Below are 14,812 nucleotides of genomic sequence, written 5' to 3' on the forward strand. Positions count from 1 at the left end.
CGGAAGGCGCGTCCAATTTCGGAAAAAAATATTTCCGATCAAATGGATAAGTGAACAAGAGCGAACAAAGGAGCAACCGGAGATGAAACGGATTGAGGAGCAGGCCAGGCGGCTGGATCAGGAGTATCAGGGGATTGCCCAGCTGTTCGACCAGTTCTGCCAGCAGGCGGGCACCCTGGCCGAGCAGTACCACTTCTTCAACTGGCCGGATTACGAGGATACCCCGCCCCTCGCCCGCGCCTTCACCCTGCTGGGGGAGCCACGGGAGCTGCGGCTGCGCTGCCAGCCGGGAGAGCGCGGCAGCCTGAGCGGTCTCATCCAGGTGTGCGGCGAGGATGGCACCGTCCACGCCAGCCTCGGCTTTCATCCCGACGGCCAACTGCAGCTGGAGTCGGGCCGGCTGCTGGACAATCCGCCCGGGCTGCTGCTCAAGCTGCTGCTCGGCGCCATCTGGCAGCACAAACCGGACGATATGCAGGGCCCGCCGCACTGATCCAGACAAACAGAAAGGGGCCTTGGCCCCTTCCTGTTGTTGCGGGCGACCCACCGGCCAGGATCAGGGGGGGCCCACCTCTATGGTGACGTGCACCAGCTCCTCGTGGATGGCGAGCCGCGCGCGGATCTCGCTGGCGGAGAGCGGCGCCGCCATCAGCAGGGAGAGCACACAGGCATACTGCTGCTGGCCCACCCGCCAGACGTGCAGATCGCGGATCTCGGTTTCCGGCAAGTCGGCGATCACCTCGCGGATCTCTGCCACCAGCGGCGCATCCATCTCGGCATCCAGCAGCACCCGGCCGGAGTCGCGCAGCAGCCCCCAGGCCCACACCGCGACCAGTCCGGCCCCGACTATGCCCATCAGCGGATCGAGCCAGTCGGCCCCCCACAGCATGCCCCCCACCAGCGCCAGAATCGCCAGCACCGAGGTGGCCGCATCCGCCAGCACGTGGATGTAGGCGGCGCGCAGGTTGAGATCCTGATGGCCGTGATGATCGTGTGAGTGATCGTGGTCGTGATGATCATGATGGTGGTCGTGGCCGTGCCCATGGTGATGACCGTGATCATCCTTGAGCAGCCAGGCGCAGGCCAGGTTCACCAGCAGGCCGACGATGGCGATGACGATGGCCTGCTGGTAGTGGATCGGGCTGGGATCCAGCAGCCGGAACACCGACTCGAACAACATCATGCCGGCCACCCCCACCAGCAAGAGAGCGCTGGTGAAGCCCCCCAGCACCTCGATCTTCCAGGTGCCGAAGCTGAATCTGTGGTCGCGGGCGAAGTGGCGGGCGGCGCGGTAGGCCAGCACCGACAGGCCGAGCGCCAGCGCGTGGGAGCTCATGTGCCAGCCGTCGGCCAGCAGCGCCATGGAGTTGTAGAACCAGCCGCCGCCGATCTCCGCCACCATCATGATGACGGTCAGCAGCACGGCCCAGCGGGTTTTCTGTTCGGCCAGCGGATTCCCTTCGTGGACGACGGGTTGGTGGCAGTGGGATGAGGCGAGGGATGACATGGATTTCTCCTGAGGACGAGCATGCAATATACTATACCCCAGTATAGTTTTATTGATCGAGAGGATCCTGCATGTCACACACCATTCACGGCAAGAAGAAGCTGCTGGCGCGGGTGCGCCGCATCAAGGGACAGGCAGGGGCACTGGAGAACGCGCTGGAGCAGGAGAGCGACTGCGCCGCCATCTTGCAGCAGATCGCCGCCATTCGCGGCGCCGTCAATGGCCTGATGCTGGAGGTGCTGGAGGGCCACATGCGCGAGCATCTCGGCGCCGAAGAGGCGACCCCGGCCGAGCGGCTGGAGGATCTGGATCAGGTGGTGCGGGTATTGCGATCCTATCTGAAGTAGAGCCGGTGGAGGGGGCCGCGAGCGGCCCGCATCATCCCGTTGACGGCTGGGCGGCGTCGGCCCCACGGCCCCCGCCCCTTTCAGACTTGAGCCCTCGCCGGCTTTACGCCATGATGACCGCCGATCATTGATCGCCATACCCTGGATTCCATTTCGCAAGGACCCCCCATGTTTGAACACGTCGATGCCTATGCTGGCGACCCCATCCTGACCCTGGTCGAGACCTTCCACAAAGACACCCGCGAGCAGAAGGTGAACCTGGGGATCGGCCTCTATTACGACGAGCAGGGCCGCATTCCGCTGCTGGCCTCGGTACAGCAGGCCGAAGCCCAGCGCGCCGCCGCCCCGGCCCCCCGCCCCTACCAGCCGATGGAAGGCGCCACCAACTACCGCACCGCGGTGCAGCATCTGCTGTTCGGTGCCGACCACGAAGCGGTCAAGGCGGGTCGCATCGCCACCATCCAGACCATCGGCGGCTCCGGCGCGCTGAAGATCGGCGCCGATCTGCTCAAGCGCTACTTCCCGACCTCCGAGGTGTGGGTCAGCAATCCCACCTGGGACAACCACAAGGCGATGTTCGAGGGCGCCGGCATCAAGGTGCACGACTACCCCTACTACGATGCAGCCACCGGCGGCGTGCAGTTTGACGCCATGATCGACTGCCTGAGCAGCCTGCCGGCGAAAAGCATCGTGCTGCTGCACCCCTGCTGCCACAACCCGACCGGGGTGGATCTCTCTCGCGCCCAGTGGGACCAGGTGATCGCGCTGGTGGTCGAGAAGCACCTGATCCCCTTTATGGACATCGCCTATCAGGGCTTCGGCGACGGGCTGGAAGAGGATGCCTATGCCATTCGCGCCATGGTGGCCGCCGGCGTCAGCTTCTTCGTCAGCAACTCCTTCTCCAAGAACCTCTCCTTCTACGGCGAGCGCTGCGGCGGCCTGTCGGTCATCTGCCAGGATGCCGAAGAGGCGGGTCGGGTACTGGGCCAGATGAAGGCCACCGTGCGCCGCAACTACTCCAGCCCCCCCACCCACGGCGGCCAGATCACCGCGGCCGTGATGAGCCAGCCCGAACTGCACGCCATGTGGGTCGGTGAAGTGACCGAGATGCGCACCCGCATCAAGGGGATGCGCCAGAAGCTGTTCGAGGTGCTGAGCGCCAAGGTGCCGGGCCGCGACTTCAGCTACTTCATCAACCAGCGCGGCATGTTCAGCTACACCGGCTTCACCCCGGAGCAGGTGGACAGACTGCGCGAGGAGTTCGCCGTCTACCTGGTGCGCTCCGGTCGCATGTGCGTGGCGGGTCTCAACAGCCGCAACGTCGACTACGTGGCCGACGCCATGGCCGCCGTGCTCAAGGGCTAAGCCCGCAGCCCCGCTCAGGCGGGGCTTTTTGTTTGTCCCGTTTGCTTGTGGAACCGTTATGGATCTCATTGCCCTCTCCCGCCTCGGCGGCCGCCATCTGGTTACCCTGCATCTGTTGCTCGACAGCCAGAGCGTCACCCGCACCGCCGAGCGGCTCTGCACCACCCCCTCCACCGTCAGCAAGACCCTCAACCAGTTGCGGGATCTGCTCGGCGATCAGCTGCTCTACCGCCAGGGCAACCAGCTGTTGCTGACCCCGTTCGCCGAGCGGCTCGGCCCCACCCTGCACCGGCTGCTGAGCGAGCTCAACGGCCTCACCGGCCAGGGCGGCTTCGATCCCGCCAGCTGGCAGGGGCAGCTGAAATTTGCCCTGCGCGAGAGCGGCATGGTCTGGCCCATGGGGCCCATTCTGGCGCAACTGATGCGCGAGGTGCCGGGCCTGGTGCCCGACATTCGCAACAAGGATGAGCAGGGGCTGGCGGCCCTGGCGGCGGGCAAGCTGGACTTCGTGATCCTGCCCCACGATCAGAGCCAACCGCTACCCCGCCAGCAAGGGCTGGTGTGGGAGACATTGCGAGAGGACAAGCTGGTCTGCCTGCTGCGCGCGGATCACCCGGCGCTGGCACGGCCCTGGGATCTCGATGCCTATCTGAGCTGGCGCCATATCGCCATTCGTGATCAGGAGCTGGCCAACCCCTTCTTCGAGCAGAGCCTGGCCCAGTTGCAGGTGCGCCGGCAGATCGCCGCCATCCTGCCCGACTTTGGCAGTGCAGCGACCCTGCTGCGCCAGAGCGATCTGATCCTCACCGCCGTCAACGGCTGGGCCGAACAGGCGGCCCCGCACGATCTGGTGAGCCGGCCGGTACCGTTTGATTACGGCGCCGTCACCCACAGCCTGGTATGGTACGGCCCCGCCGGAGAGGAGCCGGCCCGGCGCTGGTTTCGCCAGCGGATCCTGCAGCTGGCCCGCGAGCTGGCATGATGAAGGCCGTGCCCGGCACAGGCTGTGCCAGGCACGACTGTGCTCAGGGTTTCTTGGTGTAGATGGGGCCGGGGAAAGGAGAGACGTTGTTGCCCAGCTCGGTGATGCGGGCAGCCCCCTGCTTGCGCACCTGATCGACCCGCAGCACTTGGTGCATGGGGATCATGGTGCGATTGACGTCGGCAAACTCACTCTTCAACTTCTCGTGGCTGGGGTCGACGATAAGCGCCGTGTGGTTGTCCCACACGAAGTTGGCGATCTCGATAAAGCCGAACAGCTGACCCTGGCTCACTTCCCTGACATAGACTTCGTAACGCTCGTTGTGACAAATGAACTGCACTCGATATAAGGCGTTGGATTCACTCATGTTCGTCTGTTGATGGTGGGCGATTGACCCATTCTAGCCGCCCCCTCGCAGAGCTCAAATAGACAGCAATCACAGTTACGTCATCTCAAGACTCAGGCAGCAAAAAAGCCACGCCGAACCGCTCGGTTCGCCGCCCAATTTTGCCTTGTCGTATTAAATCCCTTTGCGATCAGCTGATTAGCATCCAGCTATTCAGAGCAGCGGCGGCAGAGTGACGGTGCCAAGCCCCGCCGCCGCCAGCGCCGCGGCCAGTTGCTCCAGCTCCTCTCGCGTCGCCTCTGGCCAGCCCTGCGCCGCCCCGCGCACGCCGTGATGGCGAAAGCCGTTGAGACGGATGGGCACGGGCCCGAGAGCGCGCAAGAAGGCGGCGAGCCCGCCATCCAGCGTGCCGTCGGCGGCGAGATAATCGCTCTGCCCCGGCACCTGCAGCAGGCGCACCTCCGCCAGCTTGCCCGCCCGCGCCAGCAGTTGCAGCGAGGCCAGCACCCGCTCGCGGCCATAGCCGGTCAGCGTGTGATGCACAGAGTCGCGCCACCCCTTGAGGTCGATCATGGCGCCGTCCAGCACCGGCAGCAGCCGCTGCCAGCCAGCCTCGGCGAGCGAACCGTTGCTGTCGAGAAGGCAGCCAAGATGGGCCAGATCCGGCGCCTCCTTAATGGCCGTGAACAGCGCGATCACGAACGGCAGCTGGGTGGTGGCCTCACCGCCGGAGACGGTAATGCCGGTCAGCAGCGGGCCGTAGCGGCGCAGCAGGGCCAGCACCTCGGCCACCGTCATGGTGGCGGTCTTGGGGCTGGCACTGCGGGGGCACACATCGAGACAGGCATCGCAGTCGGTGCAGCGTGCCGCCTGCCAGCTCACCCGCCCCTCCTGCAGGGTCAGCGCCCCGCTCGGACAACCGGGCACGCAGTCACCGCAGTGATCGCAGAGGCCGATGGTGTGCGGGTTGTGACAACCGGGGCAGGCGAAGTTGCAGCCCTGCAGAAACAGCACCAGCCGGTTGCCGGGGCCGTCCACGCAGGAGAAGGGCAGCCAGCGGCTCACCGTCGCGGTGCGCGCCGCCCCTGCCCGCCTGCCGCACTCAGTAGTCACACAGGGTCGCCTCGCGCCCCACCACCCGCGGTGCCCGCTGGCGGATCCCGGTCAGCTCGCTCGCCTCGGCGCCGAGGCAGGTGGTCTGCAGCCGTGAGCCTTCTGCCGCGAAGCGGGCCACGTCGCTCTTGCGGATCATGTAGCCGGTCACCCGCACCAAGTCGCTGTCTGCCACGTTGGCGGTGAACTCGCGCATGCCGATGGCGAGCGCCCCCTTGCAGAGCTGCAGCAGCGCCTGCGGGTTCTGGCGGATGGTGGGATCCAGGGTGAGGATCTCGCTGATCCCGGAGTGATAGAAGCCGTGGTGGGGCGCCAGCGCCAGCACGTGGCTGGCGGGATCCGGCTCCTCGCCATAGGGGATGCGCACCCCGGGGGTGACCCCGCGATCCACGCTGAGCCCGCCCTGGGAGTGGAGCAGGGCGCGGCCGCCCCAGGCGTGGCGCTGCGGCGTTTCGCTCACGTGGCGGGCGAGCTGGGCCGAGATGCGATAGCCCAGCTGGTTCGCCTCTTCGTCACGGCCGTAGCGCTCCGGCAGATTCTCCTTGTCCATCAGAAGGTTGACCGCCTCGGCCATGCCGTAGATGCCAAACATGGGCACGAAGCGACCCTCCTCCAGCAGCCCCTCCTGCACCAGGAAGCTGTCGAAGAAGCCGGACTCCTGGTGCAGGAAGGCGGCGCGCGCCTCGATCAGGCGGGAGGCGAGGCGGCAGTAGTGGGGCAACAGGCAGCCCAGGAAGTCGTCGATGCCGTGGGCCTGCTCGGCCACCCGCTTGAGGGAGACCCGCACCAGGGTGTTGGCACCGCCCGCCTGGGGCAGGGCGTTGTAGCAGCTGACGATGCCGAAGCCGCGCTCGTCGAAGGTGTTGCGATGCAGCGGGTAGTTGGCGATGTGGGGCTTGCTGCAGGCCGCGATGTTCTTAACCCCCTGCAGCAGCAGGCTGTCCGGGGTCTGCGCCGGATCGTGGAACAGGGTGAGGTTGGGGGCCACCTGTTTGAGCTCGCCGTCAATGCGCAGGATCAGCCGGCAGAGACGGTTGTCGTCCGGCCCTATGTTGACGTGCATGAAGGCATCCGGCAGCACCCGGTCCAGATAGATCCAGAACCCCCTCAGCTTGCGATAGAGCGCCTCGTCATCCAGCTCACCGACGAAGGGCAGCAGCAGGTGGTCGAGCCGACCCAGCCAGACCGGCATGCCGGTGACGGAGGGCACGTGGTGGTAGAGGATGCGCAGAGCATCGAGCGCCTCGTCAAAATCCTGCGGCGGTGCCAACTCCAGCCAGGCGGAGCCCTGGCGCAGAAACTTCTCGTAATCCGGCAGCACATAGCGCGGCTTGTAGGGAGCGTGTCCCTCGAACATGTCGCAGACCAAGCCCTTGGCCATCGCCTCGCTCACCTCGGCGGGCAGCGCGGGATAGGGCAGCGCATTCTCGGCGGCCAGCGCCAGGGCATGGCTCTTCTGGGCCGGTGACAACAGGGGATCGCGCACGATGCGCTGGCAGGTTTCGGTGAAGGACATGGCTCGCTCCTCGACGGATGGGAGCTAAATCCTCACACTTGGGAGGTGTTTTTTGAAGTGACATTCACAACATGGCGGATATCCAATGAAGACATCCGCCATGCAGGATCACGGGCCTAGCCCAGCCAGGGCAGCAGCTGTGCCACGCCCCCCTGCCAGCGCAGCAGGAAGAAGCCCCCCATGCCGACTACCACCACCAGCAGGGTCGGCAGCCGCAGCAGGGTCAGCGCCGTCACCAACAGGGTGGCAACCAGATAGTCCGGATCCCAGCTCAGCCCAGCGCCCGGCTGGTAGCTGAAGACGATGGGCAGCCAGATGGCGGTCAGCACCGACTGGGCCGAGAAGCTGAGGAAAGCCCCCATTTCGGCGCCCGGCTGATAGCGGGTCAGCCGCGAGAAGAAGGCGAAGCGGTTGAAGAAGGTGATCAGGGCTAGCAGGCCTATCATCAGCCAGCTCATGATTACCTCCTCATCCGGTGCAGCACATAACCCACCAACATGCCGGAGAGCGCCGAGATGATGATGTAGACCTCCGCCAGCAGCGGCTTGGTGAGCAGCGCCATGGCCCCGCTCACCAGGGTGGCCGCCACCATGGGCAGGTTCTTCATGGCGGGAATGGTCATGGCGATGAAGGTGGCGGCGATGGCGAAGTCCAGCCCCATCTTATCCAGCCCGTTGATGTACTGGCCGGCGGCGATGCCGAGCAGGGTCGCCAGATTCCAGAACAGATAGAAGACGAAGCCGGCGATGAGCGCGTAGGCCGGATCGAAACGGCCGCTGCGCTCCCGGTCTTTGAGCGCCACCGCGAACATCTCGTCTGTCAGGAAGAAGGCGAGACTGGCGCGCCAGCGCAGAGAGAGCGGCAGCACGTCGCGGCGAAAGGTAAAGCCGTAGAGCAGGTGCTGGGAGGTGATGACGAAGGTGGAGCCCATGATGGGCAGCAGCGGCGTACCAGCCCCGAACAGGGTGGTGGCCGAGAGCTGGGCGGCGCCGGCATAGACCAGCAGCGACATCAGCTGGGCCTGCAGCGGGCTCAGCCCCACCTGCAGCGCCAAGGCGCCGCACAGGATCCCCCAGGGGATCACCGAAACGGAGAGCGGCAGAATATCGATGGAGGCGCGCCACCAGAGCGCGCGGGTACTCTCGGCCCCGACGGACGGAGAGAGGGTTGCTGACGGCATGGGATCATCCTTGTTGCGGCCACGGCGAGCCGGAAAAACTAGCACAGCACGGGGACGGATACCAAGAGGCTGCGGGTAAAGAAAGGAGGGAGCCAAAAAACAGAACGCCACCCGAAGGTGGCGCGCTGCAGAGAGTCAGGGCTGAATGATGATGGGGGTGCCGGGTTCGATGGCGTTCCACACTTCGTCCAGATCCTTGTTGAGCATGGCGATGCAGCCATTGGTCCAGTTGGACGGCTGCAAACGGGTGTTGCCTATGCTGTTGCGCTGACCGTGGATCATGATCATGCCGCCCGGTCGCACACCCATCTCGTTGGCCGCCTTGATGTCGTCCAGATTCGGGTAGTTGATGTGGATGGCCTTGTAATAGTTGGAGTTGGTCTTCTTGTAGTCGAGGATGTAACGGCCTTCCGGCGTGCGCTGATCCCCTTCCCGCTGCTTGTGCCCCTTGGGAGCCGGACCCAGAGCGATCCAGTAGCGTTTGACCTCCTTGCCATCCTTCATCAGGGTCAGGCTATAACTCGATTTCTTCACCACCACCATATCGGCGGACAGGGTGGCAAAACTCAATGCGGGCCACAGCCCCAGCAAACACAGTAATACGGCTCTCATTCCATCCCTCGGCAAGCCTCTGGTAAGGGCTTTTCTGTTACCAAATCATCTGAACTGCACCGCCTGGTGTGGCGGGCGAGCGCCATCATATTGGATCGCCATCAATACTCAATATATCCAGAGAAACATATCCCGCGCCATCTTTTATAGATTGTTACAATTAACTGCCAAAACAACGGGATAACCCCCCTATCTCGGGATAGTCCCGGGCGGGACATTGGGGGAAGATAAGGCGCTTTTCACCTCTCAGGAACCTCACGATGCGATACCGACTATCCCTGCTGCTCTTGCTGATCTGCTCCCCCCTGCAGGCGGCCGAGCCACTCTGGCTGCGCGAGCCCGCCCTCTCCCCCGACGGCAAGCAACTTGCCTTCACCTGGCAGGGTCGCATCTACCTGAGCGCGGGGGATGGCGGCCCCGCCGTGCCCCTCACCGACGGTAGCTATCTGAGCCAGCGCCCGCTCTGGTCGCCGGATGGCAAGCTCATAACCTTTGCCGCCAACCTCTGCGGCAACGAAGACGTGTTCGTGGTGCCGAGTCGCGGCGGCGAGATGGTGCGGCTGACCCGCGACTCGCGCCCCGATCTGCCCCAGGCCTTCAGCGCCGACGGCAAACAGCTGTTGCTGAGCAGCCAGCGCCTGACCAACCCCGACGCCGATCACTTCGTGGCGGAGGGGTATCGGGCCAGCAACCTCTACTGGACGCCGGTTACCGGCGGCCCGCTGACCCCGGCCCAGCCCCTGCCCGCCACCCTGGCCCGCCCCCACGGCAACCAGCTGGCCTACCAGATGCCGGGCATGGATCAGCCGTTTCGCAAGCATCAGCACTCGTTCGCCGTCTCCCGTCTGTGGCTGTTCGACGGCAAGCAGCATCGCCAGCTGACCGAAGACAGGGTTGCCGCCAGCGATCCGGTCTGGGATGAGCAGGGCAAGCAGCTTTACTACCTGAGCGAGCGCAGCGGCGATTTCAACGTCTGGCTACGGGATCTGACCAGCGGCCAGGATCGCCAGCTCACCCACTTCAAGGGTCACCCGGTACGCGGCCTCAGTGCCTCCCGCCAGGGGGATCTGGTCTGGTCCTGGCAGGGAGAGCTCTACCGCCTCGATGCCGGTAGCGACACCCCGCGCAAGCTCGCCATCCAGCCGCTGTTCGCCAAGGTGCCGGCCGAACAGAGCTGGCAGCCCGGCCCCATCGACGAGGCCATCGCCCGCCAGGATGGGGAAGAGGTGATCCTGGTCAGCCAGGGGGATCTCTACGCAGTCGACACCCGGCGCGAGCGGGTACGCCAGCTCACCCGCCATCCCAGCGAACAGTCGGCGCCGCGCTATCTGGATAAAGAGCAAGAGCTCATCTACCTCTCCGAACAGGAGGGGCCGGCGGCGTTGTATCGCCTCAAGAAGGAGCAGCCTGACACCCTGTTCAGCGCCCCCGGCACCCTGATCGAGGAGAAGCTGCTGGCCATCCCGGGCGCCGCCATCAGCGTGCCGACCCTCTCCCCCGACGGCAAGCAGCTCGCCTTCGTGGTGGATGGCCAGGCCGTGCACCTGCTGGACTTGGCCAGCGGCAAGCAGCGCCAGCTGGTCGCCGCCGAGTTCAACCCCTCCCGCCATGCGGTGGAGCTGGCCTTTGCCCCCGACTCGCGCCACCTGGCGCTGACCGTGCAGCCCGACTCCAGCCAGCAGGAGATCGCCGTCATCGACACCCGGGATGCCAAGGCCAAGCCGGTCAACGTCAGCCTCAACGGCTATCGGGATGGTGAGCCGGCCTGGAGTCAGGATGGCGGCATCCTCTACTGGCAGTCCACCAAGTACGGCGTGCTGGGGGCCGATGGCGAGCCCCTCGGCAGCAGCCTGCTCGGCCTCTACAGCAGCCGCGCCGCCAGAAGCGATTTCCTTGCCGAACAGGCACCGCCCAAGGCGGGCTACGGCTTCGAAACCGACCGGCTGGCACACCGGGAGGCGCTGCAGTTGCAGCCAGAAGGCACCGTTCTCGCCAGCCGCATCGTCGACGATCACCTGGTCTATCTGGTGGAGACCAGCGGGGCCAACGGCGAGAGCGAGATCAAGGGTTACGCCCGGGATCTGCGCAAGGGCGAGACCAAGCTGCTGTTTGCCGAGCAGCCGGGGCCGGCGCTGGCCAGCCTCAACCAGGATGCCAGCCTCGCCACCCTGGTGCGGGAGGGGGAGATCGCCCTCATCGATACCCGCTCCGGCGAGGCCAGCAGCCACCCCTTCAATCTGCTGATCACCGCCAGCTGGCAGGATCGGATGAACGCCGCCTTCGACCAGATCACCCGCCTCACCCGGGACGAATTCTACCGGGCCGACATGAACGGGGTGGACTGGGACGGCTACGTGGCCGCCTATCGCCGCCTGCTGCCCGGCATCAGCAACGAGCGTGACTTCGGCAACCTGCTGGCGGAGCTGGCCGGCGAGCTCAATGTTTCTCACACCTGGGGCAGCGTCCCCGACTCCTCCCAGCGCATGCCGGACGACACCGCCAGCCTCGGCGGCTACTGGCGCGAGCGGCAGGGAGCGGTCGAGCTGGCCGCCCTGCTGGCCGGCGGCCCGCTGGAGCAGGAGACGGATCTGGCGCCGGGCGCCCGCCTGCTGGCCATCAACGGCACCGAGCTGCACAGCCTCAACGAGCTGGATGCCCTGCTCAACCATCAGGCCGGCCAACGGCTGGCCCTCACCCTGCTGCCCAAGGGGGCCAAGGAGCCGCACCAGCTGGAGGTCACCGCCATCGACCAGCAGCAGGAGTATCAGCTGCAGCTCGACGGCTGGGTCGCCAAGCGCCGCAACCAGGTGGAACAGTTGAGTCAGGGGCGGGTCGGCTACGTCTATCTGCCGGAGATGAGCAGCGCCGTCTATGAGGAGGTGGTGGCCGACGCTCTCGGTCGCCAACGCAACCGCGAGGCGCTGATCGTCGACGTGCGCTTCAACAAAGGGGGTTATCTGGCCAACACCCTGGTGGAGTTCCTGACCGGCAGCGGCAGCGCCCAGGGCATGGCCAGCAGCTGGCCGCGCCTTGGCAAGGGTGAGACGGACGCCGCAACCCGCCAGTGGACCAAGCCCTCGGTGGTGCTGGTCAATGCGGGCAGCTACTCGGAAGGCTCGGCCTTTCCCCAGTACTACCGCACCCTCAAGGTGGGCCCCATCGTCGGTGAGCCAGTGCCGGGCACCGGCACCATGGTATACGGCCACACCTCCAGGCTGATCCCGGGCCTCGCCTACGGCATCCCGACCCTGGGGCTGCGCAACCCCGACGGCACCCTGTACGAGAACCAGGAGCTGATCCCGGACGTGCAGGTGGCGCTGACCCCGGCCGACATGGTGGCGGGGCGCGATCCCCAGCTGGCAGCCGCGGTGCAGGCCGCCCTCGCCCAGCTACCGGCGGCCAGATAAGCCCGCCATAAAAAGAGGAGCCGGCCGGGCTTGCCCGGTCGGCTCCTTTGACAGACAGACATCAAGGGCGCCCCGCCTGTTGCGGGGCGCCCTTGATGCATCAGGCCGGCTGCGTCTCGGCCGGCTGGCGGGCCAGCGCCAGCTGATACCTGTGCTCGGCCAGCTCCAGCTCACGGCGCGCCTCGTCCACCTTGCCGTCGGCGCTCTTCACCGCTGCCACCAGCTGGTTGTAGCGATCCCAGCTGCCGTTGTACTCCTTCACCTCGGCCTGGTAGCGCTGGCTGATCTCGTTGGACTGGCGAATGATGGCGTTGTTCTCATCGTGCAGCTGATCGATGCGGGTGCTCAGGCCAGCCTGGATGGCGCGGATCCGGCGATACTCTTCCGGGCCGTAGCTGCCGCTGTAGCTGTTGTACTCGCGCACCAGCCGGTTGATCTCCTGCACCGTCTGGCGGTTGCGCTGGTTCAGCTGGTTCAGCTCGCGCTGGTAGCGATCAAAGTTGCCCTTGAGCGTCTGCTGGCGATCCTGCAGGGCGGTTCTGGCCGCCACCTGCTGGCTGTAGTGCTCCTGGGCCGCCGCCAGGTCCTGGCGCCGGGTTTCGAGGGAGCGTTCCAGCTCGCCCAGATCCGGCAGCGCTTCCGTCACCATGGTGGGGTAGAAGGCGGCGATCTGCGGCGTGGTCACCTTCAGCGCCCGCACCGCATCGGCCCCGTTGGCCTGATCCCGGTAATCCACGCCGCACGGCTGCCCCTTGCAGACCAGGTCCGGGCTGGAGAACTTGTACTCGTGGCTGTAGACCCCGAAGCTGGAGGGATAGGCCATCACGGTGGCGAAGGAACCCCGCACCCCGTGTCCCAGCGCATAGTGGTAAGTGCCCCCCGTGCCATCTTGCAGGCGGGAGTGGTTGAGCCCCATGTTGTGACCCAGCTCGTGTGCCAGCACCACGTCGCCACAGCCGGTGGCCGTGACATGGCTGAACATGCTGCCGGCATCCTGGGAGACATCCCCGTCGGCATACGCCTTGCGGCCATCGCTATAGGTCGCGGAACCACCAACCCAGGCCAGCCCGCAGCTGCCGTGGTCACCGGTCTGGGGGCGCATCAGCACCACCATGTCGGCGCCATAACGGGTGCGCAGGGTCGGTACCTGCTTGAAAGCCGGATCCTGCTGGTAGGTCACCGCGTTGAGCGCGGATTCGTCGGTGCCGCCATCCGGGTAATTGACCTGCTGGTCGTGCACGCTCCGCACCGTCAGATCCAGGCCGCTGGCGGCATAGATCTGGTTGGTGACGTTGATCATGTGCTGGATCCGGGTCTGCGCATCCCCCTGATAGCGGGCCGCCAGCCCCGGGCTGTGCAGCACCATCAGGTCGATGGTTTCCGCCAGCACGGGGGTCGCCCCGAGCAATCCCGCAATCATGATCCCCAAGGTAGTTTTCTGCATGTGATCTTCCTTTTATGTTGTTATTGGTGAGTCGGGATCAGGGCGTCATCGCCGCCATGACCCAGATCCAGCGGCGGGTTCTTGTAAACCCAGCCCTTGCCTCCCAGGGTCTCGACGGAGTAACTGCCTTGCGGCGTGCCGATGAACCCGAAAGTCGCTTGCTTGCCGACGGTGAAATTGACCGGATAGCTGTCACCCTCGACCCGAATCTCCCCTTGCCAGTTGCGCTCCCCGCCCCGCTGCAGCTCGACCTTGGTCACCCTGGCCTGCAGGGTGCTGCCATCCGGCAGCGGCAGGGCTACGCTGTCACCCACCTGGGCCCGCTCCAGATCGCTGCCCTGCAGGGCGATCGGCTGGGGTTGCTCGACCGCATCGCCGGGCTCCGCCAGCGGAAAGTCCGCATCCACCTCGGCCGCCTGCCAGGGGGTCTCCAGCTGCTGGCTGCCATCTTCCCGCAGCCGATCCGGCTTGGCGGGGGGCGTGACCGGCGCCGGCTTGAGCGCGGGTACCGGCATGGCGGCGAGTGGCGTCAGCTCCGCCAGCGGGGCCGACTCTGCCGCACGCGCCTCATCCCCTGCCGTCATTGCGCCGGGCGCCAGCGGCTGCGGCCACAGCCACCAGCCGATCACCCCGGCCAAGAGGGCGCACAACGCCAGCCCAAGCCCCCATTTCACTCTCTTCATACTGATACTCCAGTCAAAAACAATCCTTATAAAACAATGAATTGCATTCAAAGTGAGGGGGCATGCTAGAAACTGGCGACAAGGCTGGCACCCCCCTATATGGGGCGTCTGAAAAATCGACGCTGGTGTTTGGCTACATCCATTTGAGTCGACAAAGCCAGCGCTGGCGGGGGCTGAGGAAGGGTTCGAATGATGCTTTTTTGCTGCATAAAAATGGCCCCGAAAAGGGCTGGCATGAGGCCATTCACCCCATATGGGTTAAACAAATTTGGCTGTACCGGGAGGCGGGCTGCGGCGTACCCTGATGGCA

Annotated in this window: 15 protein-coding genes; 6 read left to right on the plus strand and 9 right to left on the minus strand. The window is 65.5% G+C overall.

From position 1 onward, the window contains the following. The first annotated feature begins 82 nt into the window (after nucleotides 1-82). Complete coding sequence (locus AB5Y98_RS13605; RefSeq protein WP_010635173.1) at nucleotides 83-493, plus strand: hypothetical protein; 411 nt, start codon at nucleotides 83-85, stop codon at nucleotides 491-493. 63 nt (nucleotides 494-556) lie between these two features. Here AB5Y98_RS13605 and dmeF read toward each other — a convergent pair whose 3' ends face one another. Further along, nucleotides 557-1,507, minus strand: a complete 951-nt coding sequence (gene dmeF / locus AB5Y98_RS13610; protein WP_010635174.1) for a CDF family Co(II)/Ni(II) efflux transporter DmeF — start codon at nucleotides 1,505-1,507, stop codon at nucleotides 557-559. A 71-nt stretch (nucleotides 1,508-1,578) separates the two neighbouring features. On the opposite strand from dmeF, the gene AB5Y98_RS13615 reads away from it, so the two are divergent. The 3 genes from AB5Y98_RS13615 to AB5Y98_RS13625 all read left to right on the plus strand — a co-directional run bounded on the left by AB5Y98_RS13615 (nucleotide 1,579) and on the right by AB5Y98_RS13625 (nucleotide 4,201). Further along, nucleotides 1,579-1,854: a metal/formaldehyde-sensitive transcriptional repressor gene (locus AB5Y98_RS13615; protein WP_010635175.1), complete on the plus strand. Its 276-nt coding sequence runs from the start codon at nucleotides 1,579-1,581 to the stop codon at nucleotides 1,852-1,854. Between the two features lie 168 nt (nucleotides 1,855-2,022). Next, nucleotides 2,023-3,219 (plus strand): aromatic amino acid transaminase, encoded by a 1,197-nt coding sequence (locus tag AB5Y98_RS13620; protein WP_368232078.1) that lies wholly within the window; start codon nucleotides 2,023-2,025, stop codon nucleotides 3,217-3,219. Between the two features lie 58 nt (nucleotides 3,220-3,277). Next, nucleotides 3,278-4,201, plus strand: coding sequence for a LysR family transcriptional regulator (locus tag AB5Y98_RS13625; protein ID WP_010635177.1), 924 nt, complete (start codon nucleotides 3,278-3,280; stop codon nucleotides 4,199-4,201). Between the two features lie 43 nt (nucleotides 4,202-4,244). Here the strand turns inward: AB5Y98_RS13625 and AB5Y98_RS13630 are convergent, their stop codons facing one another. From AB5Y98_RS13630 to AB5Y98_RS13655, 6 genes are all read right to left on the minus strand, one after another. Continuing rightward, nucleotides 4,245-4,568: a DUF1820 family protein gene (locus tag AB5Y98_RS13630; protein WP_368232079.1), complete on the minus strand. Its 324-nt coding sequence runs from the start codon at nucleotides 4,566-4,568 to the stop codon at nucleotides 4,245-4,247. Between the two features lie 192 nt (nucleotides 4,569-4,760). Further along, nucleotides 4,761-5,612 (minus strand): YjjW family glycine radical enzyme activase, encoded by an 852-nt coding sequence (locus tag AB5Y98_RS13635; RefSeq protein ID WP_368232192.1) that lies wholly within the window; start codon nucleotides 5,610-5,612, stop codon nucleotides 4,761-4,763. A 37-nt stretch (nucleotides 5,613-5,649) separates the two neighbouring features. Then, nucleotides 5,650-7,176 (minus strand): YjjI family glycine radical enzyme, encoded by a 1,527-nt coding sequence (locus AB5Y98_RS13640; RefSeq protein WP_368232081.1) that lies wholly within the window; start codon nucleotides 7,174-7,176, stop codon nucleotides 5,650-5,652. Nucleotides 7,177-7,292: 116 nt separating this feature from the next. Continuing rightward, on the minus strand, nucleotides 7,293-7,634 hold the full coding sequence (locus AB5Y98_RS13645) for an AzlD domain-containing protein (protein ID WP_017780431.1): 342 nt from the start codon (nucleotides 7,632-7,634) through the stop codon (nucleotides 7,293-7,295). A gap of 2 nt (nucleotides 7,635-7,636) precedes the next feature. Continuing rightward, complete coding sequence (locus tag AB5Y98_RS13650; RefSeq protein ID WP_139431200.1) at nucleotides 7,637-8,356, minus strand: AzlC family ABC transporter permease; 720 nt, start codon at nucleotides 8,354-8,356, stop codon at nucleotides 7,637-7,639. Between the two features lie 135 nt (nucleotides 8,357-8,491). Beyond that, on the minus strand, nucleotides 8,492-8,968 hold the full coding sequence (locus tag AB5Y98_RS13655; RefSeq protein ID WP_005308598.1) for a murein L,D-transpeptidase family protein: 477 nt from the start codon (nucleotides 8,966-8,968) through the stop codon (nucleotides 8,492-8,494). Between the two features lie 260 nt (nucleotides 8,969-9,228). On the opposite strand from AB5Y98_RS13655, the gene AB5Y98_RS13660 reads away from it, so the two are divergent. Continuing rightward, complete coding sequence (locus AB5Y98_RS13660) at nucleotides 9,229-12,375, plus strand: S41 family peptidase (RefSeq protein WP_368232083.1); 3,147 nt, start codon at nucleotides 9,229-9,231, stop codon at nucleotides 12,373-12,375. 100 nt (nucleotides 12,376-12,475) lie between these two features. Here AB5Y98_RS13660 and AB5Y98_RS13665 read toward each other — a convergent pair whose 3' ends face one another. Next, nucleotides 12,476-13,819 carry a zinc-dependent metalloprotease gene (locus AB5Y98_RS13665; protein WP_017765261.1) on the minus strand — a complete coding sequence of 448 codons (1,344 nt, stop codon included), beginning with the start codon at nucleotides 13,817-13,819 and terminating at the stop codon, nucleotides 12,476-12,478. 20 nt (nucleotides 13,820-13,839) lie between these two features. Further along, a complete protein-coding gene (locus AB5Y98_RS13670; RefSeq protein WP_368232085.1) occupies nucleotides 13,840-14,502 on the minus strand; it encodes a hypothetical protein in 663 nt (220 codons plus the stop codon). A 62-nt stretch (nucleotides 14,503-14,564) separates the two neighbouring features. On the opposite strand from AB5Y98_RS13670, the gene AB5Y98_RS13675 reads away from it, so the two are divergent. Continuing rightward, nucleotides 14,565-14,807, plus strand: coding sequence for a hypothetical protein (locus AB5Y98_RS13675; RefSeq protein WP_368232087.1), 243 nt, complete (start codon nucleotides 14,565-14,567; stop codon nucleotides 14,805-14,807). The last annotated feature ends 5 nt before the right edge of the window (nucleotides 14,808-14,812 follow it).

Source organism: Aeromonas sp. s3 (genome assembly GCF_040907805.1).
Taxonomy (GTDB): domain Bacteria; phylum Pseudomonadota; class Gammaproteobacteria; order Enterobacterales; family Aeromonadaceae; genus Aeromonas; species Aeromonas dhakensis.

Coding starts and splice junctions, on each gene's coding strand:
- AB5Y98_RS13630 (WP_368232079.1), bottom strand. CDS start 4,568: ATGAGTGAATCCAACGCCTTATATCGAGTGCAGTTCATTTGTCACAAC.
- AB5Y98_RS13675 (WP_368232087.1), top strand. CDS start 14,565: ATGCTAGAAACTGGCGACAAGGCTGGCACCCCCCTATATGGGGCGTCT.
- AB5Y98_RS13645 (WP_017780431.1), bottom strand. CDS start 7,634: ATGAGCTGGCTGATGATAGGCCTGCTAGCCCTGATCACCTTCTTCAAC.
- dmeF (WP_010635174.1), bottom strand. CDS start 1,507: ATGTCATCCCTCGCCTCATCCCACTGCCACCAACCCGTCGTCCACGAA.
- AB5Y98_RS13650 (WP_139431200.1), bottom strand. CDS start 8,356: ATGCCGTCAGCAACCCTCTCTCCGTCCGTCGGGGCCGAGAGTACCCGC.
- AB5Y98_RS13660 (WP_368232083.1), top strand. CDS start 9,229: ATGCGATACCGACTATCCCTGCTGCTCTTGCTGATCTGCTCCCCCCTG.
- AB5Y98_RS13665 (WP_017765261.1), bottom strand. CDS start 13,819: ATGCAGAAAACTACCTTGGGGATCATGATTGCGGGATTGCTCGGGGCG.
- AB5Y98_RS13620 (WP_368232078.1), top strand. CDS start 2,023: ATGTTTGAACACGTCGATGCCTATGCTGGCGACCCCATCCTGACCCTG.
- AB5Y98_RS13670 (WP_368232085.1), bottom strand. CDS start 14,502: ATGAAGAGAGTGAAATGGGGGCTTGGGCTGGCGTTGTGCGCCCTCTTG.
- AB5Y98_RS13625 (WP_010635177.1), top strand. CDS start 3,278: ATGGATCTCATTGCCCTCTCCCGCCTCGGCGGCCGCCATCTGGTTACC.
- AB5Y98_RS13605 (WP_010635173.1), top strand. CDS start 83: ATGAAACGGATTGAGGAGCAGGCCAGGCGGCTGGATCAGGAGTATCAG.
- AB5Y98_RS13640 (WP_368232081.1), bottom strand. CDS start 7,176: ATGTCCTTCACCGAAACCTGCCAGCGCATCGTGCGCGATCCCCTGTTG.
- AB5Y98_RS13615 (WP_010635175.1), top strand. CDS start 1,579: ATGTCACACACCATTCACGGCAAGAAGAAGCTGCTGGCGCGGGTGCGC.
- AB5Y98_RS13655 (WP_005308598.1), bottom strand. CDS start 8,968: ATGAGAGCCGTATTACTGTGTTTGCTGGGGCTGTGGCCCGCATTGAGT.